Raw genomic sequence first — 21,350 nt, 5'->3', positions numbered from 1 at the left:
CGATGGGATTCCTCGACAAAGCCCTCGGCAAGACCAAAGAAGTCTTGGGTGAGAACGCCGACAAGGTAGGCCAGGCCATCGATAAGGCCGGCGACATCATCGATCAGAAGACGCAGGGCAAGTACTCCGGCACCGTCGACAAGGTGCAGGATGCGGCCAAGAACTATGTCGACTCCAACCGCACCGACAAAGGCGACCAACCCAGCTGACTATGGCGAAACTCTCAGTCTCCGTTGACGTTCCACTTCCACCAGAGCAGGCCTGGCAGCACGCGTCGGACCTCTCGCGCTACAAGGACTGGTTGACCATCCATCGGGTCTGGCGCTCGAAGCTGCCCGAAACGCTCGAAAAGGGCACCGTCGTGGAGTCCATCGTCGAGGTCAAGGGCATGCCCAACCGGGTGAAGTGGGAAATCGTCCACTTCAAGGCGCCGGAAGCCATGACGCTCAACGGCGCCGGCGTCGGCGGGGTGAAGGTCAAGCTGATCGGCAAGGTGCGGGCCAACGCCAAGGACCCCAACACCTCGGTGGTGACCATGGACGTCCATCTGGGTGGCGCCGCGCTGTTCGGACCGATCGGCATGGTCGTGGCCGGTGCGCTGAAGGGCGACATCAAGGAGTCGCTGGACCGCTTCGTCGCGGTCTTCGCTCCGTCCTAGCGGTCGCGTCCTGGTGAGTCTCTAGTTCCTGATGACTCGGTGCGGGGTTGGGTAGGGGGTGACGCGAGGGGCGCCATGGCGAGCCGCGCCCAGGCCGGGCAGCGGATGCCGAGCGTGGTCGCTGCGAGTGGTCTCCGCGACGAGGAACCGTCGTTCCAGTCCGGCGATCAGATCCTGGACCGATCGGCGCTCGCGTTCGGCGGCGCGGATCATTCCCCTGATCCGGCGGGCCTGCGTCTGCTCACCGCGCCGCTGGTAGCGCTCGAGGGCCGAGCCGTAGGTGGCCAGGTCGGCGTCGAGCTGCTCACACTGGGCCAGCAGCATCTCCCGGAGATGTTCGGCCTGAAGGCGATTCGCGGACTCGGGCGTCTGGTCGCCGGCGTCCACGTTGCTCGGTGAGGTCACGGGCGAACTGTATCCGACTGCATGGCTGCGCGCGCACCCGGTGGAATGACATCGGCGATACCGCTCATTGTTCATCCACCCGCTATTCAGCGGTCATCGCCCGTCGTGACGGTAGTTGCGCAAACCCGGTATTTCGTCCGATGATGTCCGGCGTGGAACATGCTGACGAGCAGCGCCAAATCGATCAGGTCGTGAGCCGCCTGACCGAGTCGTTCCCGTACGTGCCCGACCACATCATCACCGAGACTGTGGACAGCACCTACCACCGCTTTGACGGGGCCCGGATCCGCGAGTTCGTGCCGCTGTTTGTCGAACGGTCCTGCCGCGCGACGTTCGTCTCGCAGCCCGCGGTCGAGATCTCGGTCTGAGCTACTGCGTCGAGATCGAGCCGGGCTCGCTGCGACGCACCGATTCGGCGGCGAAGAGCGCGGCCTGGGTGCGCCCGGCAAAGCCCAACTTGAGCAGCAGCCGGGACACGTAGTTCTTCACGGTCTTCTCGGCGAGGAACATCCGCTGGCCGATCTCCCGGTTGGTCAGGCCCTCGCCCAGCAGCTCCAGTAGTTTGCGTTCGGTGGACGACAGGTCCCGCAAGCGCTCGTCCTGCTCGGTGTCCCTGCGCAGCCGAGACATCAGGGCCGCCGCGGCGCGGTTGTCCAACAACGACTTTCCACTTCCGACGGCTTTGATCGCGTCCGCCAGAGCCATTCCGCGGATGTCCTTGACCACGTAGCCGCTCGCGCCGGCCATGATGGCGTCGAGCATGGACTGTTCGTCGGTGAACGCCGACAGGATCAGGCAGCGCAGGCGGGTATTTGCTGCCAGCAGATCCCGGCACAAGTCGATCCCACTGCCGTCGGGCAGGCGGACGTCGAGCACAGCGACGTCGGGCGCGGCGGCGGGGATGCGGGCGAGTGCCTCGGCCACCGAGCCGGCCTCGCCCACTACGGTCAGTTCGGGGTCGGCGCCCAGTAGGTCCGCCAGACCGCGGCGCACGACCTCGTGGTCGTCAACCAGGAACACCTTGAGCACACAGCAGTGAAGCTCGGACGGGCTGCGCAACGGTAGGGACTTTGGTCCCGAAAAACGCGGACTATCGCCGTTTGGCCGAGGTCAGGCGGTTTTCTCATACACTGCGTCGATGACCGTCAGGTACCAGTCCGCCATCGACTTCGCCGCGGTCGACGCCATCGACTTCCATACGCATGTCGAGATCGACGCCGCCGGCCACTGCGCCTACGACGACGAGCTGGCCGAGGCCACCGGTCGCTACTTCAAACTCGGTGCTGACTACTTCGCCCGTGTCGACGACCTGGCCGCGTACTACCGGCAGCACAACACCGCAGCCGTGGTGTTCACCATCGACGCGCGCACGGTGTCCGGGCACCAGCCCAACTCGGTCGAGGATCTGATCTCCGGGACGGTACGCAATAACGACGTCCTCATCCCGTTCGGCTCCGTCGACCCGTGGGACGCCGACGCGGCGCGGCGGGTGAGGGAGCTGGCGGGCGACTACGGGGTCAGGGGTTTCAAGTTCCACCCCAGCCTGCAGGGATTCGAACCCAACGATCGCCGGTTCTATGCGATCTACGAGGCCATCGCCGCCGCCGCAGTTCCGGCCCTGTTCCACACCGGCCAGACCGGGCTGGGGTCGGGACTGCCCGGCGGGCACGGGATCAAGCTCCGTTACTCCGATCCGATGCTGTTGGACGACGTCGCCGCCGACTTCCCGGAGCTCACTGTCGTGATGGCTCATCCCGCGGTCCCCTGGGTCGACGCGCAGATCGCGATCGCGTCGCACAAGGCCAATGTATTCGTGGACCTGTCCGGTTGGTCTCCCAAATACTTCCCGCCACAACTCGTTTCGGCGCTTCCGCGGCAGCTGCGGACGAAGGCGCTGTTCGGCACCGACCATCCCTACATCGCGCTGGATCGCTGGCGGCGGGACTTCGACACACTCGACATCGATCCCGCGGTGGTGCCGTTGATCCTCAAGGAGAACGCCCTTCGGGTGCTGGGGCTGTCCTAGACCTGCGAGTCGACGACCATCTCCGATGGCGCGTTGCGTTCCCACAGCACCGCGCCCGCGCACGCCGTCAACACCCATCCGGTGCCAACCGCGCCGCACCAGATCAGCAGGGCCATCGCCACACCGATCGGACCGAACCCGTCCCAGTCGTGCAGCAGCGAGGGGAAGAGCAGCCGCGAGCCCAGCGGGATCGCGACACCGTCGATCACCACGCCGGCCAGCCCGGCCAGCGCGAGGGGGCGCAGGCCCCGGCCGCCGTCGCGCACCAGCAGAGCCGGCGTCAGCGACCAGAACAGCCATACCGGCAACAGGCCCACGACGAACAGCAACGCCCGGGGAAGTCCGTGGTGATGATGGCCGAACATGATTCGCTCGCGCACCGCGATGCTGACGAGGTAGAGCGCGAACCAGGCAGAGCCGCGCAGCAGCCGGGTCAGCAAGCCGTACTGCTCGCGGCGCCACGCCTTGGCGAAGATCGTCGCTACCGAGGCCGCCATCGGAATGCCCCAGACGAGGAAGCTCGCGACGCCGATCAGCGTCCAGTCCGCCCGCAGGCCCGCCGAGTTGCCGAACGCTTCGCGCACCCGGTCGGTCAGCGGGTGTTCCAGCCCGAACTGCCGGGTGAAGATCGTCCCGGGGCTCGCGTTGTCGGCGAAGCCCTGCAGGTAGCTGAAGCCGATGATCATCAAGGGAATGACCGTGGTGAACAGTTGGGTGGACACCACGGCTCCCTGAGTGCCGCCGTCGATCTCGGTGAAGCGGGCAACCAGTGCGGTGAACGGGCTGAGCCTGCGGGACTCGGCAAGGCGCTTGTAGCGATCCTCGAGGCGCCGGCGGATATCGTCGCGCCTCGTCATCGGTTCGCCCGACTGCGTCATGAGCAGAGGGTAGGTGATCAACCTGTCTTCGACGTCGACGCCTGCTGCCCTTTGCGGAGGGTGGCGATGAGCTCGCGGTACGGTCCGACGAGATAGGCGGTGTCACCGGCGATCAACTGGGTGTCGCGGCGTGGATGCAACCGCAGCGGAGCGTCCTCGCGGGAAATGGAAATGACCCGGGTCTGGGTGGCGAGCTCGAACATCCGGATTCCGTCCAGCTCGCTACCGGGCTGCACTCGCACGGCGCCGACCATGAACGACCGCTGGCCCACCGAAAAGGTGCCGAGCACGTCGAGCCCCATCGCTTCGCCGATGAACCACGGCGTGGCCAGATCGACGGTCGAGCGGACGAACTCGAACTTGAATCGCGTGCCGACGGCCGATCCCAGCGCCCGATCATAGATGCGCAGCACGATCGGGACGTCCGGACGCTGGACTCCGGGAAGCGTTCGCGGACCGAGCATTTCACGCACCACAATGCCCGTCTCGATGTTCACCATGTCGTCCTGGGTGAGCACCGCGACCGCGCGAGCATCACCGATGCGGGCGGCTTCCAGGGTTTGCCGCAGCGTGGCGTCACCGAAGATGACCGGCACCCCGAGTTCAGCTGCCGCCGAGAGGTAGCGGCTGTCCTCGTCGCGCTCGATCACGGCCACGTCGTGTCCGGCAGCCTTGAGCACTGCGGCCACCCCGATCCCGAAGGAACCGAGGCCGACCACGACGATATGGCGCTGGAGGTGACGCACCTTCTGTCGGTTGGCTGCCTGCGAAATCCGGCGGGACAGAAGAACATCAGCGACGAACGCCACCACAATGGCGGTGGTGGCGACCCCGGCGAACATCATCACGACACCCCACAGTCGCAGCCAGGTCGGCTGCTGGAGGAAGTTGAAATCGCCGTAACCGACTGTCGCGATCGTCTCGGCCGAGAAATAAAGCGCATCAATCCAGCTCATCCCTGGCTTTGCATAGGCCAGTCGCAGCATGATCGTCGACCCGATCAACAGCGAGGCAGACGCCGCCAGCGCACGGTAGAACATTGGGTTCAGGTCCTCGGCGAACGCGCGCACGGCGTCGGCGATTCGGACCAACAGCGGACGCGCCCGCGGCGACGCGGGTATGGGCTTGGCGATCTCGATATTCCGCTCGGCGAGCTCGTCGGCGGTGCCGATCATGGCAGTCCAGTCACCGGTCCGCACCTGCACGTCGCGGCCCGGACAGGCGATGATCTCGCCGGGGTTCTCCGAGTGGTCGCCGCGGATGACCGCGACCGGGGCGAGGTCGCCGAAGATCTCGCGCAGGGTGCCGTCCCGGCTGGCGGTGGCACCGGTGACGACGAAGTCCACCCCGGCCACCGCGATCGTGTGGGTGGTCCGGCTCAGCAGTGCCTCGACCACCGACGGCGCTGCCAGGTCCGCCACGTCGAGGATGGCGCCGGGCCCGTTGCCGTCGGCCATCGCCTCGCGCAGCACCGCATTGGACAGCCGGGCGACGATTCGCGCCTTCGGATTGGCCTGGCGTGCCAGCAGCGCGATCTCCAGGTTCCGCGCATCGTCGTCGTCGGCACAGATCACCGCGGCGGCCGTGGCGATCCCCGCCTCCTCCAGGTGCTCGGGCGCCTGCGAAATCGCCACGCTGACTCCGGCGTTGTTCAGCTCATCGATGATCCGCTGTCCGAGTGCGTCGTCACCGCAGACGATGGTGTGGCCGCGCATGGGGAAACGCTACTTGGGAAAGTGGCGTCGCGACGGGTGACAATGACGTGTGTCCAAAGCTCCCTACGTCAAGGCCTGCATCAACGGCGCCCGCACCCCCGATCAGCACGCCGGCCTTCCGGTGTCGCCGCCGCAGCTGGCCGCCGCGGCCGTCGCTGCGCACGGCGCTGGGGCGCGGGCTGTGCACCTGCACCCCAAGACCGCCGACGGGGCGGACTCGCTGGAGCCGGAGGTCGTCGCCGCCGCGGTGAGCGCAGTGCGGCACGCGGTGCCGGGCCTGCCGTTGGGTGTGACGACGGGGTTCTGGGCGCTGCCCGATCCGCAGCGGCGGTTGCGCACGGTCGAGGCGTGGACCGTGCTGCCCGACTTCGCCTCGGTCAACTGGCATGAACCCGGCGCCGAGGAGCTGGCAGAGCTGTTGCTGAGCCGGGGCGTCGGGGTGGAGGCCGGCATCTTTCATGCCGATGCCGCACAAGCGTGGGCGAGCTCGGAGCTGGCTCCGCACTGCCTGCGGGTGATGATCGAACTCGGACCCGACGGGGACACCGCGACCGCAGACGACCTGCTGGCGCGGATCCAGCGGGCCGGCTCGCCGGCGCCGGCATTGCTGCATGGCCTCGATGACAGCTGCTGGCCGCTGCTGGCCCACGCGGGCGTGCGGGGAGTGCAGACCCGCATCGGGTTGGAGGACACCGTGGCGTTGCCGGACGGATCGATTGCGCCGGGTAACGCCGAACTCGTTGCCGCGGCGTTCGACCTGCTGCGGACGGTCAATCGCTAGGGGGCGCCAACGCGAAATCCGCGAAGTCGAAGCCCGGCACCACGACGCAGCTGACCAGCGTCGGCTCGTCGTCGCGGGGACGGGCCCGCTGCCAGTGACCCGGGGGCACCAGCACCTGTGGCTGTTGACCGGCAAGGACGTCCGGGCCGAGCAGAACCCTTGTGGCGCTTTCCTTTTCCGGACCAATGTCGAGCAGCAGCGGACTGCCGCGGTGGTACAGCCACAGCTCGGCGCTGCGCACGGTGTGCCAGGCGGACTGCTGACCGGGCAGCAGCACGAAATAGATTGCGGTTCCGGCGTTGCGCGGGCCGTTGTAGTCCGGCGGCAACGCGGACTCGCCGACGACGAGCTCGCTGCGCCAGGTCTCGCGGAAGAAGCCGCCTTCGGGATGGGGTCCCATCTCGAGCTTGCGAACCCAGTCGGGGAGATCCATGGCTTCAGCGTAGGGATAAATCGGTTGTCCGCAGGTAATTACGCCACTACCGTGGCGGTCGTTCCTGCCCGTGCGTCCCAAAGGAGGGTCCCCATCGTGGATCACAGCGCCGCTTCCCCGCCCGCTGACAACCACGTGGAGACCCATGCCTACCGAATCCGCCATCACCCTGATCGACCTCGACTTCGTCTGGCCGGACGGATCCGTCGCGCTCAGCGACCTTGACGCCACGCTGTCCACCGGCCGGACCGGACTCGTCGGCGCCAACGGCAGCGGCAAGTCAACCCTGCTGCGCCTGATCGCCGGTGAGCTCACCCCGACCCGCGGCCGGGTCATCACCGGCGGCGACGTCGCCTACCTGCCGCAGACCCTGACCCTCGACGCAACGTGGCCGATCGCCGACGTGCTCGGTATCGGCGCGAAGTTGGCTGCGCTGCGCGCAATCGAATCCGGCTGCGCGACCGAACGGGACTTCGAGGTGATCGGTGAGGACTGGGACGTCGCGGATCGCGCCGGCGAGGCGCTGCGCGTAATCGGCTTGGAGCCCGCCGACCTGGACCGGACAGTGGGACAGGTATCCGGCGGGGAGGCGATGTTGTTGGCGATCACCGCCCTTCGGCTCGAGCCGGCCGCCATCACCCTGCTCGACGAGCCGACGAACAACCTCGACCGCGACGCCCGGACCAGGTTGTACGACCTGATCGCCGACTGGCCCGGGTCGCTGGTGGTCGTCAGTCACGATGTGGCGCTGTTGAACCGGATGAGCCACACCGCCGAGCTGCACAACCAGCGGCTGACGTCGTTCGGCGGTCCTTATCGCGAATGGCTCGCCCATCTGGAAAGCGAACAGGCCGCCGCCGCACAGGCGGTGTCGGCCGCTGAACAGACGGTGCGCGTGCAGAGACGACAGCGCGCGGCGGCGGAGACCAAGCTCGCTCGCCGTAATCGCAAGGCGCAGAAGGACTACGCCAACAAGCGGGCGCCGAAGATCGTGATGAACAACTGGGCATCGTCGGCGGAGGTATCGGCGGGCAAGCTGCGCGCAGGGCTCGAGGACAAGGCGGCCGACGCCGCCGAGGCGCTGCAGTCCGCCGAGGCGAGACTGCGCGGTAACGAACACATTCACGTCGACCTGCCTGACCCCGGTGTGCCAGCCACCCGAAGGATCGCCGAATTGCCAGGCACGCGTGGACCATTGGTGGTGATGGGTCCCGAACGGGTCGCTGTCGTCGGGCGCAACGGCGTCGGCAAGACCCGGTTCCTGGACGATCTGATCGCAGGCAGTGCGGGCCGTTTACTGACCGATCGTGTCGGCTACCTGCCGCAGCGCATCGACGGGCTCGACGACGGCGCCAGCGTGCTGGACAACGTGCGCGCCGCGGCGCCGGATGCCGACTCCGCGCTCGTGCGAACCCGCCTGGCGCGGTTCCTGTTGCGCGGCGACTCGGTGTACCGGCCCGTGGCCACCCTATCCGGCGGTGAACGGTTCCGGGTGGCGCTGGCACGACTGCTGTTGGCCGAGCCGCCGCCCCAACTTCTCGTGCTCGACGAGCCGACGAACAACCTCGATCTGGCCAGCGTGGCCCAGCTGGTCGACGCGCTGCGTGCCTACCGCGGCGCCCTGATCGTGGTCAGCCACGACGACGAGTTCCTGGCTCGGCTGGATCTGGACCGGACCCTGTCGATGCGGCAGCCCGGTGTATTGGATGCGGCGGGTTAGGGTCTGACCATGGCACACCTGCGTGCGGGCTGGTTCGTCGTGCTCTGCGCGGCGATATTGGCGATCAGCGCCTGGCTGCCGTGGTTGACGACCCCGGTCAAGGGCGGCGGCCGGGCCAGCGCCATCGGTGGCACCGTCGGCAGTATCGTGCTGCCGCCCCGTTTCGGCGCCGGCCAGTTGATCGTGCTGCTGGCGTCGGCGCTGATCGTCACCGGTGCGATGGTGGCGCGCAATCTGTCCCCGCGCCTGGCCGCTGCGGCGGCGCTGGTGATTTCGGTGTTGCTCGGCGTGCTGACCTACTGGTACTACCACCTCAATGTCAGCGGATCGGTGTCGGTGGGGTACGGCTTCTACATTGGCGCGGTGTGCGCGGGCGGTGCGGTGCTGTCGTCGGTGTGGGCGTTGATCACCGCTCTGGCGCGCCGCAGATGAGCCGGTTCGTCGAACCGGTCACGCTGACCGGCGCGCAATGGGTTTCCCTTGAGCCACTGCATGACTCTCACATACCCGAACTGGCGCACGCGGCCGCCGACGGCTCGGTCGGCGAGCTGTGGTTCACCAGCGCGCCTTCGCCGGAGTCCACCGCGACGTGGGTGAGCCGCATGCAGACCATGCAAGGCTCCGACGACGGTGTCACCTACGTGATCCGGCGACGGACCGACGGTGTGGTGGTCGGCTCCTCGAGCATGTTCCACGTCGATGCCGCCAATCGTCGGCTCGAGATCGGCCACACCTGGTACTCGGCATCGGCGCGGCGCACCGGGGTCAATACTGAGACCAAGCTGGTGATGCTCTCGCACGCGTTCGACCAACTCGGTTGTGTCGCTGTCGAATTCCGCACGCACTTTTTCAATCACGTGAGCCGGGCAGCGATCGAACGCCTCGGCGCCAAGCTCGACGGAGTGCTGCGCAGCCATCAGCTGCTCGCCGATGGATCCCGCCGCGACACCGTGGTGTACTCCATCCTGGACATCGAATGGCCGGCGGTGCGCAACAACCTGACGTTCAGGCTCAACCGTCATAGGTGACGGCTGAGCCTGAACTAAAAACGGTTGAGCCTCAGCCCGCTTCGACGGTGGTCGCCTCGATGGGCTTGCTCTCGCCGGAACGGGTGACTTCGATGCGGCGCGCCTTGGCGCGCTCGGCCAGGGGGATCGTCACCGTCAACACGCCGTTCTCGTAGGTGGCCGAGATCTTGGCGGTGTCGACACCTTCACCGAGTGACAGCTGCCGGCGGTAGGTGCCGAAGAATCTCTCACTGGTCAACCACTGCACCGAGTCCTCGGAGCGGGCCGACCGGTGCGCCGTGAGCGTCAGAGTCCCGTTGTCGACATTGACGTCGATCGAACCTGGATCTACGCCGGGAAGGTCGGCGGTCAGCACGTAATGGTCGTCGACCTTGTAGAGGTCCATCGGCATGAATCGGGGGCTGCGATCGGTTCCGGTCTGGCTGGCCAACAGTCCCCGGGTCATGGCTTCAAGGTCATTGAACGGATCGAAGCGAAGCACAGTACTCACCTCCTGCATCGCTGAACGCAAGCCCACCACCCTGGCGGGCAGCTTTACTGTGCACTGCCAGATTAGCACTCGGAGGTGGAGAGTGCTAACACTTTTTTCGGAGATTTCGCGGCCCCGGTAGGCTGGGCCGGGCTCTTCGAAGGGGTGACATTGCACAAGGTGACTTCAGTCGCGGCGGCCGTACTGGCGGTCGCGCTGACGGTGACGATCACGGGCTGTTCGGACGACAAGAACAAGGCCGAAGCCGCCAAGTGCAACGAGGTGTCGTTGCCGATGACCGACATCCCAACCCGCACCGACCAGGAGCCGCGGCTGCGACTACCGCAGCCGCAGGGCTGGGAGCGCACCACCAAGCTGGACTCCGAGTCGATCCGGTACGCCATCCGGAATCCGGGGCTCACCGATGAGGGATTCACCCCCAATGCCGTCGTCACCCTGCAGAAGGTGAGTACCGACGTGGGCCACGCGCAGGCAATCCTGGACGCGCAGAACCAGCAGCTGGTCGCGCGGCTGAAGGTCAAGGATCTCAAGAGCACTCCCGCACAGGTGTGCGGGTCGACCGCCCAAACCACCTCGTACACCGCGCCGGCCATGGGCAAGATCCCGGCCCGCACCGCCACCTCACTGGCGGTGGTTTACCAAGATGGCGACATCAACTACGTCAGCACGCTGACCGTGCAGACGATCAAGCCCGACAACCCCACCTACGCAGCCGATTCGGCCGCGATCCTCAAGGGATTCCAGATACTTCCGCCTAAATAGCGACGGTACTGACCTGGGCCCCGCTCAGCCGTTCGGTGCAGCGATCGCAGGCAAGCTCGCCGGTGAAACCCGACCCGCAGCCATTGTGGGTCATCACGATCGCCGGTCCTTCGGGCGCCTGGAACCACCACTGCGCCCACTGCAATGCGGCGGTCAGCACCGGAAAGAACGCCCGCCCCTTCTCGGTCAACAGGTAGGCGGCGCGCTCAGGACCGGAGCGCGATGTCGGCGCGGTGGTGAACACGCCGAGATTGCAGAACGTCTGGAGCCGTTCGGCCAGCAGGCTCGGCGGCGCGCCGAGCTGGGTCTGGAAATCGGTGAAGCGGGTGGTGCCCAGGAAGGCCGCCACCAGAAGTGCTGCAGCCCAACGATTACCGAACACGCTCATCGTCTGCGGGAACAGCCCGGCCTCGCGCGCCGCGCTCTCGGATTCCGATCGGCGCCGCGTCGAGGCGGCCGGCGCCGACCGTGTCCAATCTCCGCTCGGGCCCAGGCTCAGCTCCACTTCGGATCCGGTCACCACGGCCAGACAGGTGTTGCACCGCAACAACGGTGCGAAGTGCGACCCGCACGCCAGGTGGCGCATGGCTGGTAACGCTTCCTGATGCTCGGCGACCCAGTTGCGTTCCCACTCCCAGATCGACAACAGTGCCGGCCACAGCGAACGCCCGCGGCCGGTGATCAGGTACTCGGTACGCGCCCGGGTGGAGGCATGCACCTTGCGGGTCAGCAGTCCGTCGCCGACCAGGGTCCGCAGCCGATTGGTAAGCACCGAGTTCGAGATCGGCAGCCGCGACATGAACTGGCTGTAGCGGCTGGCGCCGAGCAGCGCCTGCTGGACGATCAGTAGGTTCCACTCGTCGCCGAGTAGGCCCAGCATGCGGCCGATGGCATTGGGGCCGTCGGGCGCCAGGACGATGGGCGTCTCGACGGACTGCGTTTCGCTCACTACAGCCCGATCGCCTCGGCGGCCGAGTCCGCGGTATGCCAGCGGCGCAGCGCGTCTCCGGCTACCCAGGTGGAGTGTGTGCCGCTGGAGATCCGTTCCGGCAGTTGAAGTTTGCACACAGGACCGTCGGCGAGCCGGGCCGCGTCGAAAACCAGGCAGTACGAGGCGTCGGCGGTCATGTCGGTGGTGAGCGTGACCAGGTAGCCGTCGTCCTCGGCCCGGCTGCCGACGCGCGGCGCCATGGCCGTCTCGCTGCCGTAGACCCCGTCGCCGAAGGAGTAGCGCTCTTCGGCGCCGGTGCGCACGTCGTGGCGGACCAGTCCGTCGAACAGGAACCAGCCCGGCTTACCGGTGGCAGCCCAGGTGTAGCGATACGGCTCGCCGAGATGACCGGTGTTGATCATGCCGAACTCGGTGATGCTGTCCGACAACGGTTCTTCGGTGAGCCCGCCGGTGCGCAGGTTGAGCCGCCAGCGGTGCAGCCGGGCCTGCATGCGGTCGAGCGCGAGGAACCGGAACGCCCGCTGCCACTTGGTGCCGGTGCCGTTGTCGGTCGGCTCGGGATCGCCCTGGAAGAAACCGTCCAGTACGATCTCGTCACCATCCTCGTAGGCGTTGACGAAGTGCAGCACGAACGTCGGGTCGGCCTCGAACCACTGGATCTGGCCACTCGTGCCCCGCCGGGGCAGGACCGCGAACCGCGACGGCATGTCCCGATGGAACCGGGCCATGTGCACGTCGCGCTCCAGCAGTTCGGGATCCCAGAACAGCGGGAAGTCGTTGAGGATCACGTAGTTTCGAGTGAAAGCCATATCGTGCGGCAGTCGCGGGCCGGGCAGCGGCACATCGACGTAGTGCACCAGGTCGTTGTTCGCGTCGACGACCCCGTAGTGCATGTAGGGTGCCTTCTTCGAGTAGTTGAAGAACAGCATTTCGTCGGTGCGTTCGTCGACCTTGGGGTGGGCCGAGACACCCCAGTCGGCCGGAAAGCGGCCGCCCCACGTCTCCTTGCCGAGCGTCTCGGCGGAGTACGGGTCGACGCGGTACAGGTCACCGCACTGGTAGAAGCTCGTCAACGCGGTGCCCCGGTGCACAACCACGTCGGTGCTGGAGGCATCCTTCATCAACGTGCGCGCGCCCCAGCCGTAATCGACCTTCGCGAGCGGCAGTGGTTCTGCCAGGCCCGGCCAGAGCGGGCCACCGGCAGCGTTCTCCGCCGCGAACCCGTCGGTGCGAACAAAGCGGTTGCGGTAGAACGCCTTTCCGTCACGGAACCCAACGATGTGCAGCATGCCGTCACCGTCGAACGGGTGATACGCCTTCAGAGCCGGGTGCAGCGGGTTCTCGGTGTTGCGCAGATAGACCCCGTCGAGGTCGGTCGGGATCTCTCCGTCGACGACGAGGAGGTCGTCGGCGCGCCACTCGGTGGTCTGCGGTCGCCAGGGGCCGGTGCGGTACGGGTGGTCGTCGTCCTCCGGCAGCGTCGAGAGGAACTTCCCGACGATCTCAGTGTCCATCGTCTGCCGATCTGATCACGAAACTGACTGTGGTCGCGGTGCTTCCGCCGAAATTCAGCGTGCCGAACCGGCGAGCGCCGTCGACTTGGTAGTCCCCGGCGAGGCCGCTGACCTGTTTGGCGGCGTCGAGCATCATGCGGATGCCCGATGCGCCCACCGGGTGGCCGCCGCCGATGAGACCACCGCTGGGGTTGATCGGCAGCCGGCCGCCGATCTCGATCTCCCCGTTCTCGATGGCCTTCCACGATTCGCCCGGCCCGGTCAGTCCGATGTGGTCGATGGCGAGGTACTCACTCGGAGTGAAGCAGTCGTGTACCTCGATGCCGTCGAGATCGTCGAGCTCGATGCCGGCCCGGTTGAACGCGTCGCGCGCGGTCGCCCGGACGTGCGGCATCACGTAGGGGTTCGCCGCGTCGCGGTCGAGTTTCTGCCGAAGGCCCAATCCGACCGTCCGGTGACCCCAGCCCTCGATCAGCCCGATCGGGCGCACTCCCGGGTGGTCACGCAGGAAGTCGTCGTTGACCAGGACGACGCCCGCGCCCCCGTCGGTCATCTGGCTGCAGTCGTAGCGGCGGATCCGGCCCTCGGTCGGCGGGTTGACGGCGTCGTCGCTGCCGTGCGCCACCAGATCGGGGACCACCCAGTCCCGGGTGTGTGCCTTGGGGTTGCGTTTGGCGTTGGCGAAGTTCACGGCCGCGATCGCATGCAGGTGCGCGTCGTCGATGCCGAACCGGCGGTCGTACTCGTCGGCGACCTCGGCGAACATCGATGGCCACAGGAACCTGGCTTGCGCGCCCTCGTGGCCGGTCCACGCCGCGGCGCCGAGGTGGGCTGCGGCCGTGTCACCGGGCACGGTTTTCTCCAGTTCCACGCCGATGACGAGCGCGGTGCGGTAGTTGCCCGCCCGTAGATCGGACATGGCCGCCAGTGCGGCGACACTGCCCGACGCGCAGGCCGCCTCGTGGCGGGTGGCCGGGGTGTCCCATAGCCCGTCGTGGACGGTGGCGGGCATCGCACCGAGATGACCCTGACGCGCGAACATCTCACCGAATGCGTTCGCGACGTGAACGACGTCGATGTCGGCGGCGTCGATCATCGACTCGCTCAGGGTGAGGTCGACGACCTCGCTCGTCAGCGCGGCGAAGTCCCGATCTTCGCGGGTGAGGTTTCGGGCGAAGTCGGTCTGATAACCACCGAGAATCCAGACATTGCTCGCCACAGCGCCGAAATTACTACAGCTAAGAGAGTGCCGGGGCGGATTCGGCTGAGCCGTCGGTATTAGGGGCGGCCCCGTCGGCTCGTGGTCTGAACCGACAGGACCTCAGCGAGCGTGGGTGTCGACCACCGCGCCCGCTTGGGCCACAGCATTGCCCCAGGCGTTCATCCACAAACTTATTCATCGACTGGGCGGGTGCTTCAGTTTCTCCGACGGTGGGGCACACTTGCTTGATGTCTGTGTCCAACCACGATCTGGCGTTGCGGATGGCCGAGCTGGCCAGGGCCACCGCGGTGCCCCGCAACGTCGACGAGGTGCTGGCCGGAGTGACCGCCGCGGCCACCGAGATGATCCCGGGCACCGACACCTGCGGCGTGCTGTTGCTGGGCAAGGGCGGCAAGTTCGATTCGCTGTTCGGGACGTCGGAGTTGATCTACAAGCTCGACGCACTGCAGGAGGACTGCGGGGAAGGCCCGTGCATCCAGGCCGCGCTCGGCGAGGTGATCGTGCGGACCGACGACTTCACCACCGAGCGGCGGTGGCCCAAGTACAGCGCTGCCGTCGCCGAACTCGGGGTTCGCAGCGGCCTGTCGTTCAAGCTCTACACCGGCGACTCGACGGCCGGTGCGCTGAACCTGTTCGGTCTCCAGGCCCACGCCTTCGACGGACAGTCCGAGGCGATCGGCTCAGTCCTGGCCGCCCATGCGGCGTCGGCGATCCTGGCCAGCCGCCACGGCGAGCAACTCGAATCGGCATTGAACACCCGCGACATCATCGGTCAGGCCAAGGGCGTCATCATGGAACGTTTCAACGTCGACGCCATGCGCGCGTTCGAGATGTTGCGTGAGCTGTCCCAGACCTCTAACACCCGGCTGATCGACATCGCCAACCGAGTCATCGAAACCCGGGGCTCCTAGCGGGCGCGAACCCTACTGGACCACCGGTATCGTTGATCCGAAGATTTGAGGTGCTGGTGGGGGTCGCTCGATGGTGAGGGGTGCGCTCAGGCGCTGGTGGCAGCAATCCACTCATTACGAATGGCTGAGTGGTTACCTGGCCGCCCGCGGAATGCGCGGTGCCGCGCGTGCGCTGATGGCGTCTCTGGCCGCATCGTTCGTCGCGTGCCTGCTGGCGTTACTCGCCTCTGCTGATGGGCCCGTCGGAACGCTGCCGGTGGTCATGACCTGGCTCGCCATCGCAGGCGGGGTTGCCGGCTCTGCGCTGTTCATCGTGAAGTGGCCAAGCCGGCGTGAGTCTCTGGCGTTCGCCTTGGCCACCAACGCCTCGGTCGCACTGGCGTGCCTGGCGTATCCCACCCCGCTGCCCGCGGTCATCGGCTGCATCGCGTTCGCGACGATCGGCGCCTACATCGCGTTCATGCACACCACGGCACTGGTGCTCTACAACTTCGCCGTCGCGGCGGCCGTGGTGAGCAGCGGTGCGGTGCGGATGGCGGCCGACGGGCATCCGGCCCTTGCCGCCGTGGACTGGTGGCTGATCATCCAGATCAACATCGCGCTGCCACTGGCCATTCAATTCCTGGTCCGCGCACTCGGCACGGACCTGCTTCGCGCCGAACGCGACCCCCTCACCGGGCTGCTCAACCGGCGGACGTTCCGCCGCCAGGCGTTCCGGCTCATCGAGGTCGGCAGGGAGCTCGACGCACATCTGGCGGTGGCATTGATCGACCTCGACAAGTTCAAGTCGGTCAATGACCGTTACGGCCACGCGGCCGGTGACACGGCGTTGATGCACGTGGCACGCGCCCTCGAGCGGGCCGCCGGAACCAATGCGGTCGTCGCGCGCAGTGGCGGCGAGGAGTTCCTGGTAGCTGTCGCGTCGCCCAGCGCCGACTGCCATGAACTGGCCGAACGGCTCTGCAGGTCTATCGCCGAGTCGCCCGCGGGCGTCACCGCCAGTGTCGGCACCACCGCGGTCCGGCTGTCCGACACCGACGGGGACCACAAGTCGCTCGTCGACCGGCTTGTGGCCACGGCCGATTGGGCGATGTACCGGGCGAAGCGGGCCGGCGGAAATGGTTGCCGGCACCAGGACACCGATCCCGTCGATCGGCGACCACCGCATCACGGCGGCGACGCCAACCAATCGATCGCCTAGCGGTTCACCGTTCCGCCTGCGCGTTCTGGAATCGGACCGCGAGGACGCAGACGTCGTCGCTGCGTGGCGGCGGAGAAAGCGTCGACGTCAGCAGCCGGCACTCGTCGGTCAACGAGGTGTCGGCGTGCCAGCCCGCAATGATGCTCTGCGCCTTGCTCATTCCGTCCTCGATGTCATATCCGCGACGCTCGACCAGACCGTCGGTGTACATCACCAGGATGTCGCCCGGCTCCACAGTGACCTCACCCGAGGTGTATACGGCGTCATGGACGGGTCCAAGCACCGGTCCGGTGGCCTCGGTGAGGCGCAGCACGCGGCCGCTGCCGGCACGCCGCAGGAACGCCGGCGGATGGCCAGCCGAACCGTACGACAGCGAGCCGGTCGCAGGGTCGAACTCCGCGACCGCAAGAGTCGCGAACTTGCCATGGCTGGCATGAGCGGTGAATGTGTTGACTTCAGCCAGAAGCTGTGCGGGCCGCAGTCCTTGGATCGCAAATGCCCTTGCCGCGCTGCGCAATTGAGCCATGTCCTCGACGGCGGGTAGTCCATGACCCACCACGTCGCCGACCGTCAGATAGATCCTCCCGCCGGGTAGGGCCATCACGTCGTACCAGTCGCCGCCCAAGCCCTGTTCGATAGCGGCCGGGTCATAGCTGACGGCCAGCTTCAATCCGGGGACGTCGCCGGGTTCGGTCGGCAACACTGCCGCCTGCAGAATCGCCGCCCGAGCGTGCTCGTCGGCGTAGAGCTGAGCGCGTACCAGGGCTTGACCCACCATCGTGGCCACCGTCGACGCGTAAGCCACCTGGGCGCTGTCAAGCGGTTGCGGCGTGGTCCACATCATCCCCAGTGCGCCAACCGGCTTGCCGCCAGATGTCAGCGGCCAGCTCACCAGGGATGCTGCTCCGCTCAACGCCATCCAGCTCCGGTTGCGGGGGAACCGGCGCTGGAACTCGGCTGGGCTGCGAATGATCACGGGCTGCCCGGTGCGGATGGCTTCGGTAGCGGACAACGGGTCGTCCAACGAGGTGGCCTCACCGAAGCGGGTCGCCAGTTTCTCTGGGTAGCCGGCGGTTCGCACCCAGTTCAACCAGCGCCCGTCAGCACTGACCAACCCGAGGGTCACTGCCTGGGCCCCCGCGTCGTTCAACACGTGTTCCACCACGGCATCACCGATTTGGCTGGGAGTGAGCGCCGCCGATAGAGACTGGGCCAGCCGCGCCAGGGCTTGGATCCGGCCGCGTTCACGAAGTTCGGCTTGTCGCAGGCGAATGACGTTGAGCCGCCCCGCCGCCTCTTGAGCCACCAGCATCGAAACCAGAACCATGACGGCGATGAATGCCTGGGTCAACGCCAGCCGGGTTTGGGGCGCGGAATTCATGGATGCGAACAGGCCGTTGCCCGACGCGGTCATGTAATTGGCCGTGAAGGCCACCACCGCACCAGCCAATGCCGCACCGATGACGTCAAGGCGGATGGCTGCCCACGCCAGAATGGGAAGTAGCAGCACAGCCGGCGGTGTCTGCACCGAAAAGGCCGCGAAGGACAGGGCGGCGGTCACCGCAAGTACCAGTACCGACTCGGCGCGCCGTGCTCGCAGAATTCCGATCTGCTTGCGCCACAACAGAATCGGTCCGGCCACCACAAGAACACCGATTGCGTCGCCGGCCCACCAATGCAAGACGGCGGTGTACCACATCAGCCCGTTGTCGAGCCCGCTCACGGAGCCGCCGATCAGCGCACCGGTCAGCGGGCCGGCAACACATGCGGCGGCGACGAACTTCGCAAGGTCCGGGCGCAGCCGCAGGTCGGGAACTCCCCGGCACCATCGCAACAGCAGCGAGGCTCCGACGATGGCTTCCACCGAGTTCGCCAGCGCATACATCACGGCGGAACGGAGTCCGGCGCCGTAGCGCAGGTCCACCGCCAGCTCGGCAATCACGATGGCGGCGACGATGATCGGCCACCGACCACGGCGGTTGAGGACCATTGCCGCCACCGTTACGCCCGCCGGCGGGAAGAAGGACGGCCCGATGCCGGCACCGAACGACTGCCAGGACAACACGGCTCCGGCTAGGTAGGCGACCGTCACCCAGCCGAACAAGCCGGTGGCCGACCCCAGCCGGTCGGGCCAGCCGCCGTGCTCGGGGCCTGCAGAAGACCCAGCAGATCCGGACATCCGCATCAGCTTATGGATCCCGCCGCCGCCGGTTGTTTGAATTCATCGACGATTTTCGTGAGCGTAACCGCCGCACATCGGCAGTGCTCAGGTCCACTCGTGCTGCTGCCACCGCCACGCACTGTCACCGACGAACTGCTCCAGTGTCCTGGGTGGTCGGCCCAGCAATGCGGCCACCTCATTCGTGAGCGGCTGATTGCGGCCGAGGCGCGTCAGCGTGTAGACAGCGGCCATGAAGCCGATCGTGTCCCAGCCGACATTGCGTCGACGCAGTCTGGTGGCGAAACGGAACAGGCTCGGGTGGGTGTAGCGCACCGGGAAGCCAAGCGCAGCAGTCAGTTTCGCGGCTACCTCGGCCATGGACAGAGCGGCCGGGCCGGTCAGGTGATAAACGCGATCTCGGTGTGCCTCGGGCTCGAGTAGTGCACGGACGGCGACATCGGCGGCGTCACGCGCGTCGATGAACGTCGTGAGCCCCCGGCCTGCGGGAATGAACAGCTCGCCGCGTTCGGCGATGTCAATGCCGTGCGTCGACAACGCGCGGTGCAGGTTCTGCATGAAGAAACTGCACCGCAGGATGGTGTAGCTCATACCGCTGGCTTTCAGCGCGGCTTCCACCTTGTAGTGCGGGATGAAGCGGGCTCGATCCGCGCCGAAGACCGACACGTAGACCACCTGACGACAACCAGCCTGCTCGGCTGACTCCAGAAACGGAATCACGGCCTCGCGTGCCGCGCGATTGCCCGGCAACGGAAACAGCAGAAAGAGGTACTCCACTTCGTCCAGCGCGGCGGCCCAGGTCGTGCGGTCGAAGAAATCGAGAGCACGGACGTCTGCCTGACCCTGCAGCAAGGCGGACAGGCGGTCCGGATGCCGGCTGGCCACTCGCCACTGGCCCGGTTGCAACCGGGTGCGCAGCACCTCGACCACTTCTTGACCCACATTGCCCGACGGTCCGGTGATCAGCAGCATGCTGTTATCCATCGCCTTGTACACACAGTGCCCCCGGCAGGATTCGAACCTGCGACACCGGCTTTAGGAGAGCCGTGCTCTATCCCCTGAGCTACGGGGGCGCAACGGCTGGCAGCTTACCGCGTGGTGGGCACAGCGCGACCAGCGCGAGATGGGCACAGTGCGACCAGTGCGCAGTGGCCCTGCGCCGGTGCCGCGCTGGGGTAGTCGTGGCGAATCCAGGCGGCGATGCGCCGCATCATGATCGGCGTCCCGCCAGTAACGCGCCCCACTCGTAGCGGGCGACCGCCGTCGCATTGCTGTCGGCCTCGGGTTCGACGCCCTGAGCCAGCCGGACCAGGGCATGGGCCACCCGCCTGCTGTCCAGGTGATGTCGCGCGGAGACCTTGTCGATCTCCCCGGAGGCGGCGTCCACCGTGCAGCGTTTCAAGCCCACCAGCACACCCTCGGCGCACTGCTGCACTTTCCCGTCGTCGTAACCGTCGTGCTCCGTCAAGAAGCCGTGTAAAACCGCCATGCTCTTTGCCTCCCGTGCTCTGGAGCCATTGCCCGACTTACGGGATCGCAAACCCCTAGCGCAGCTGCTCGATGACCTTGGCGAAATACTCGGCGTGGTAGTCCTGCACGGTGAAGTAGGTGATCCCGTATTCGTCGCGGCGGGCCCGCAGCGTGTCGGCGATATCGCGGGGCGTTCCGGTGAGCACCGTCGGCAGTGCCAGCAGCTGTTCCTCGGTGGCATCCGGGGCGTAGCCGCGGGTCAGCGCGAGGTCCGGGATGCCCGACGAATCCGTCGGCACGCCGGTGATCGCGATGTTCAATTCGAGACCGTCGAACCGGTCACCGGCCGCTGCCCGCACGAAGTCGATCCGCTCGGCGAGCGGGTCATGGCCGGGGTACTGCGGCACCCCGCCCCCGGTGAGGCCGATGATGTCGGCGTGCTGGGCGGCGATGCGCAGCACCCGATCCCCGTTGCCCGCGATCAAGATCGGGATCGTCGGCGCGGTCTGCTTGAGGTACCGGGTGGTGTGCCGCAGGTGATCGACCCGCTCGCCGGCGCTCGGGTACGGCATCTCGGCGGCTTCGAACTCCTCCCGCACGTAGCCGGTGCCCAGCCCGAGGTCGAGCCGCCCGTCGCTCAGGACGTCGACGGCGATGGCGTCGCGGGCCAGCAGAGCGGGTTTGTAGAACGCTGCGTTGATCACGAACGTCCCCACCCGCATTGTCTTGGCGGCCTCGGCGGCGGCGACCATCGTCGGGAAAGGTGCGGGCACGCCGAAGCGGCCGAGATGGTCCGGCACGTGCAGGACGTCGAACCCGAGATCTTCGAACCGGCGCACCGTCTCGCGCAGCCGCTGTGCCGACTTGACCGATCGCACACCGATGCCGAAGCGAAAATCTCTGCCCATTGCGGCATGCTATGGCCGGGCGCGCCGCGATCGACAGGGTTGGTCCCGCTATGTGGCACGGTTGACCTGCGATTTGGGTTTGGCCCCACCTCGGCGC

24 protein-coding genes and 1 tRNA gene are annotated in these 21,350 nt (G+C 67.0%); 11 read left to right on the top strand and 14 right to left on the bottom strand.

Annotated elements, in window-relative coordinates; all coding sequences use genetic code 11:
- Nucleotides 1-2: 2 nt before the first annotated feature.
- Together AB431_RS24385 and AB431_RS24380 are read left to right on the top strand one after the other, a co-directional pair.
- On the top strand, nt 3-209 hold the full coding sequence (locus AB431_RS24385) for an antitoxin (RefSeq protein WP_047332102.1): 207 nt from the start codon (nt 3-5) through the stop codon (nt 207-209).
- A gap of 2 nt (nt 210-211) precedes the next feature.
- Nucleotides 212-658: an SRPBCC family protein gene (locus AB431_RS24380; protein WP_047332101.1), complete on the top strand. Its 447-nt coding sequence runs from the start codon at nt 212-214 to the stop codon at nt 656-658.
- 21 nt (nt 659-679) lie between these two features.
- Here the strand turns inward: AB431_RS24380 and AB431_RS24375 are convergent, their stop codons facing one another.
- A complete protein-coding gene (locus tag AB431_RS24375; RefSeq protein WP_047332100.1) occupies nt 680-1,063 on the bottom strand; it encodes a hypothetical protein in 384 nt (127 codons plus the stop codon).
- 143 nt (nt 1,064-1,206) lie between these two features.
- Here AB431_RS24375 and AB431_RS24370 point away from each other — a divergent pair, with 143 nt between their 5' ends.
- Nucleotides 1,207-1,431 (top strand): three-helix bundle dimerization domain-containing protein, encoded by a 225-nt coding sequence (locus tag AB431_RS24370; RefSeq protein WP_047333768.1) that lies wholly within the window; start codon nt 1,207-1,209, stop codon nt 1,429-1,431.
- A gap of 1 nt (nt 1,432) precedes the next feature.
- Here AB431_RS24370 and AB431_RS24365 read toward each other — a convergent pair whose 3' ends face one another.
- A complete protein-coding gene (locus AB431_RS24365; protein WP_047332099.1) occupies nt 1,433-2,092 on the bottom strand; it encodes a response regulator transcription factor in 660 nt (219 codons plus the stop codon).
- 109 nt (nt 2,093-2,201) lie between these two features.
- Between AB431_RS24365 and AB431_RS24360 the strand changes: the two genes are divergently transcribed.
- On the top strand, nt 2,202-3,089 hold the full coding sequence (locus tag AB431_RS24360; RefSeq protein WP_047332098.1) for an amidohydrolase family protein: 888 nt from the start codon (nt 2,202-2,204) through the stop codon (nt 3,087-3,089).
- Here the strand turns inward: AB431_RS24360 and AB431_RS24355 are convergent.
- Both AB431_RS24355 and AB431_RS24350 read right to left on the bottom strand, forming a co-directional pair.
- Nucleotides 3,086-3,967, bottom strand: coding sequence for a hypothetical protein (locus AB431_RS24355; protein ID WP_047332097.1), 882 nt, complete (start codon nt 3,965-3,967; stop codon nt 3,086-3,088). The two genes, AB431_RS24360 and AB431_RS24355, sit on opposite strands and share 4 nt — an antisense overlap.
- A gap of 17 nt (nt 3,968-3,984) precedes the next feature.
- Nucleotides 3,985-5,682, bottom strand: coding sequence for an NAD-binding protein (locus AB431_RS24350; protein WP_047332096.1), 1,698 nt, complete (start codon nt 5,680-5,682; stop codon nt 3,985-3,987).
- Between the two features lie 49 nt (nt 5,683-5,731).
- On the opposite strand from AB431_RS24350, the gene AB431_RS24345 reads away from it, so the two are divergent.
- The gene (locus AB431_RS24345; RefSeq protein ID WP_047332095.1) at nt 5,732-6,463 is read left to right on the top strand and encodes a 3-keto-5-aminohexanoate cleavage protein; all 732 of its coding nucleotides are present in this window, start codon (nt 5,732-5,734) and stop codon (nt 6,461-6,463) included.
- On the opposite strand, the gene AB431_RS24340 is transcribed toward AB431_RS24345, so the two are convergent.
- The gene (locus tag AB431_RS24340) at nt 6,453-6,896 is read right to left on the bottom strand and encodes a cupin domain-containing protein (protein ID WP_047332094.1); all 444 of its coding nucleotides are present in this window, start codon (nt 6,894-6,896) and stop codon (nt 6,453-6,455) included. The two genes, AB431_RS24345 and AB431_RS24340, sit on opposite strands and share 11 nt — an antisense overlap.
- A gap of 145 nt (nt 6,897-7,041) precedes the next feature.
- On the opposite strand from AB431_RS24340, the gene AB431_RS24335 reads away from it, so the two are divergent.
- Genes AB431_RS24335 through AB431_RS24325 form a run of 3 tightly spaced genes read left to right on the top strand, consistent with a single transcriptional unit; the run spans nt 7,042 to nt 9,644 of the window.
- Nucleotides 7,042-8,616 carry an ABC-F family ATP-binding cassette domain-containing protein gene (locus AB431_RS24335; RefSeq protein ID WP_047332093.1) on the top strand — a complete coding sequence of 525 codons (1,575 nt, stop codon included), beginning with the start codon at nt 7,042-7,044 and terminating at the stop codon, nt 8,614-8,616.
- 9 nt (nt 8,617-8,625) lie between these two features.
- Nucleotides 8,626-9,048 (top strand): hypothetical protein, encoded by a 423-nt coding sequence (locus AB431_RS24330; RefSeq protein ID WP_047332092.1) that lies wholly within the window; start codon nt 8,626-8,628, stop codon nt 9,046-9,048.
- Nucleotides 9,045-9,644, top strand: a complete 600-nt coding sequence (locus AB431_RS24325) for a GNAT family N-acetyltransferase (protein WP_047332091.1) — start codon at nt 9,045-9,047, stop codon at nt 9,642-9,644. Before AB431_RS24330 ends, AB431_RS24325 begins: the two co-directional genes overlap by 4 nt.
- Before the next feature lie 31 nt (nt 9,645-9,675).
- Here the strand turns inward: AB431_RS24325 and AB431_RS24320 are convergent, their stop codons facing one another.
- Nucleotides 9,676-10,125, bottom strand: a complete 450-nt coding sequence (locus AB431_RS24320; RefSeq protein ID WP_047333767.1) for an Hsp20/alpha crystallin family protein — start codon at nt 10,123-10,125, stop codon at nt 9,676-9,678.
- Nucleotides 10,126-10,293: 168 nt separating this feature from the next.
- Here AB431_RS24320 and AB431_RS24315 point away from each other — a divergent pair, with 168 nt between their 5' ends.
- Nucleotides 10,294-10,896 (top strand): LpqN/LpqT family lipoprotein, encoded by a 603-nt coding sequence (locus AB431_RS24315; RefSeq protein WP_144418359.1) that lies wholly within the window; start codon nt 10,294-10,296, stop codon nt 10,894-10,896.
- On the opposite strand, the gene AB431_RS24310 is transcribed toward AB431_RS24315, so the two are convergent.
- Genes AB431_RS24310 through AB431_RS24300 form a run of 3 tightly spaced genes read right to left on the bottom strand, consistent with a single transcriptional unit; the run spans nt 10,889 to nt 14,581 of the window.
- The gene (locus tag AB431_RS24310; RefSeq protein ID WP_047332090.1) at nt 10,889-11,845 is read right to left on the bottom strand and encodes a helix-turn-helix domain-containing protein; all 957 of its coding nucleotides are present in this window, start codon (nt 11,843-11,845) and stop codon (nt 10,889-10,891) included. The genes AB431_RS24315 and AB431_RS24310 overlap by 8 nt on opposite strands.
- Nucleotides 11,845-13,362, bottom strand: a complete 1,518-nt coding sequence (locus tag AB431_RS24305) for a carotenoid oxygenase family protein (protein ID WP_047332089.1) — start codon at nt 13,360-13,362, stop codon at nt 11,845-11,847. The genes AB431_RS24310 and AB431_RS24305 overlap by 1 nt, the downstream gene beginning before the upstream one ends.
- Entirely contained in the window at nt 13,352-14,581 is a 1,230-nt protein-coding gene (locus AB431_RS24300) for an acetyl-CoA acetyltransferase (RefSeq protein ID WP_047332088.1), read from the bottom strand. Before AB431_RS24300 ends, AB431_RS24305 begins: the two co-directional genes overlap by 11 nt.
- Before the next feature lie 230 nt (nt 14,582-14,811).
- Between AB431_RS24300 and AB431_RS24295 the strand changes: the two genes are divergently transcribed.
- Nucleotides 14,812-15,495: a GAF and ANTAR domain-containing protein gene (locus AB431_RS24295; protein WP_047332087.1), complete on the top strand. Its 684-nt coding sequence runs from the start codon at nt 14,812-14,814 to the stop codon at nt 15,493-15,495.
- A 70-nt stretch (nt 15,496-15,565) separates the two neighbouring features.
- Nucleotides 15,566-16,696, top strand: a complete 1,131-nt coding sequence (locus AB431_RS24290; protein ID WP_047332086.1) for a diguanylate cyclase — start codon at nt 15,566-15,568, stop codon at nt 16,694-16,696.
- A gap of 4 nt (nt 16,697-16,700) precedes the next feature.
- Here AB431_RS24290 and AB431_RS24285 read toward each other — a convergent pair whose 3' ends face one another.
- From AB431_RS24285 to AB431_RS24265, 5 genes are all read right to left on the bottom strand, one after another.
- A complete protein-coding gene (locus AB431_RS24285) occupies nt 16,701-18,875 on the bottom strand; it encodes a SpoIIE family protein phosphatase (RefSeq protein ID WP_082135955.1) in 2,175 nt (724 codons plus the stop codon).
- An 87-nt stretch (nt 18,876-18,962) separates the two neighbouring features.
- Nucleotides 18,963-19,847 carry an NAD(P)H-binding protein gene (locus tag AB431_RS24280; protein ID WP_158423558.1) on the bottom strand — a complete coding sequence of 295 codons (885 nt, stop codon included), beginning with the start codon at nt 19,845-19,847 and terminating at the stop codon, nt 18,963-18,965.
- A 28-nt stretch (nt 19,848-19,875) separates the two neighbouring features.
- Nucleotides 19,876-19,948 (bottom strand) — tRNA-Arg (locus AB431_RS24275).
- Nucleotides 19,949-20,085: 137 nt separating this feature from the next.
- Nucleotides 20,086-20,364 carry a hypothetical protein gene (locus tag AB431_RS24270; protein WP_047332085.1) on the bottom strand — a complete coding sequence of 93 codons (279 nt, stop codon included), beginning with the start codon at nt 20,362-20,364 and terminating at the stop codon, nt 20,086-20,088.
- A gap of 55 nt (nt 20,365-20,419) precedes the next feature.
- Nucleotides 20,420-21,253, bottom strand: a complete 834-nt coding sequence (locus tag AB431_RS24265; protein ID WP_047332084.1) for an LLM class F420-dependent oxidoreductase — start codon at nt 21,251-21,253, stop codon at nt 20,420-20,422.
- Nucleotides 21,254-21,350 lie beyond the last annotated feature (97 nt).

Source organism: Mycobacterium sp. EPa45, from assembly GCF_001021385.1.
In the GTDB taxonomy this organism is placed as follows: Bacteria; Actinomycetota; Actinomycetes; order Mycobacteriales; family Mycobacteriaceae; genus Mycobacterium.
This window is presented reverse-complemented; position numbering and strand designations above follow the sequence as displayed.

Excerpts from the sequence above, each read along its gene's own strand:
- AB431_RS24385 (WP_047332102.1), top strand. The coding sequence starts at position 3 with ATGGGATTCCTCGACAAAGCCCTCGGCAAGACCAAAGAAGTCTTGGGT.
- AB431_RS24380 (WP_047332101.1), top strand. The coding sequence starts at position 212 with ATGGCGAAACTCTCAGTCTCCGTTGACGTTCCACTTCCACCAGAGCAG.
- AB431_RS24370 (WP_047333768.1), top strand. The coding sequence starts at position 1,207 with ATGTCCGGCGTGGAACATGCTGACGAGCAGCGCCAAATCGATCAGGTC.
- AB431_RS24360 (WP_047332098.1), top strand. The coding sequence starts at position 2,202 with ATGACCGTCAGGTACCAGTCCGCCATCGACTTCGCCGCGGTCGACGCC.
- AB431_RS24355 (WP_047332097.1), bottom strand. The coding sequence starts at position 3,967 with ATGACGCAGTCGGGCGAACCGATGACGAGGCGCGACGATATCCGCCGG.
- AB431_RS24350 (WP_047332096.1), bottom strand. The coding sequence starts at position 5,682 with ATGCGCGGCCACACCATCGTCTGCGGTGACGACGCACTCGGACAGCGG.
- AB431_RS24340 (WP_047332094.1), bottom strand. The coding sequence starts at position 6,896 with ATGGATCTCCCCGACTGGGTTCGCAAGCTCGAGATGGGACCCCATCCC.
- AB431_RS24335 (WP_047332093.1), top strand. The coding sequence starts at position 7,042 with ATGCCTACCGAATCCGCCATCACCCTGATCGACCTCGACTTCGTCTGG.
- AB431_RS24330 (WP_047332092.1), top strand. The coding sequence starts at position 8,626 with ATGGCACACCTGCGTGCGGGCTGGTTCGTCGTGCTCTGCGCGGCGATA.
- AB431_RS24325 (WP_047332091.1), top strand. The coding sequence starts at position 9,045 with ATGAGCCGGTTCGTCGAACCGGTCACGCTGACCGGCGCGCAATGGGTT.
- AB431_RS24305 (WP_047332089.1), bottom strand. The coding sequence starts at position 13,362 with ATGGACACTGAGATCGTCGGGAAGTTCCTCTCGACGCTGCCGGAGGAC.
- AB431_RS24295 (WP_047332087.1), top strand. The coding sequence starts at position 14,812 with ATGTCTGTGTCCAACCACGATCTGGCGTTGCGGATGGCCGAGCTGGCC.
- AB431_RS24290 (WP_047332086.1), top strand. The coding sequence starts at position 15,566 with ATGGTGAGGGGTGCGCTCAGGCGCTGGTGGCAGCAATCCACTCATTAC.
- AB431_RS24285 (WP_082135955.1), bottom strand. The coding sequence starts at position 18,875 with ATGTCCGGATCTGCTGGGTCTTCTGCAGGCCCCGAGCACGGCGGCTGG.
- AB431_RS24280 (WP_158423558.1), bottom strand. The coding sequence starts at position 19,847 with ATGCTGCTGATCACCGGACCGTCGGGCAATGTGGGTCAAGAAGTGGTC.
- AB431_RS24270 (WP_047332085.1), bottom strand. The coding sequence starts at position 20,364 with ATGGCGGTTTTACACGGCTTCTTGACGGAGCACGACGGTTACGACGAC.
- AB431_RS24265 (WP_047332084.1), bottom strand. The coding sequence starts at position 21,253 with ATGGGCAGAGATTTTCGCTTCGGCATCGGTGTGCGATCGGTCAAGTCG.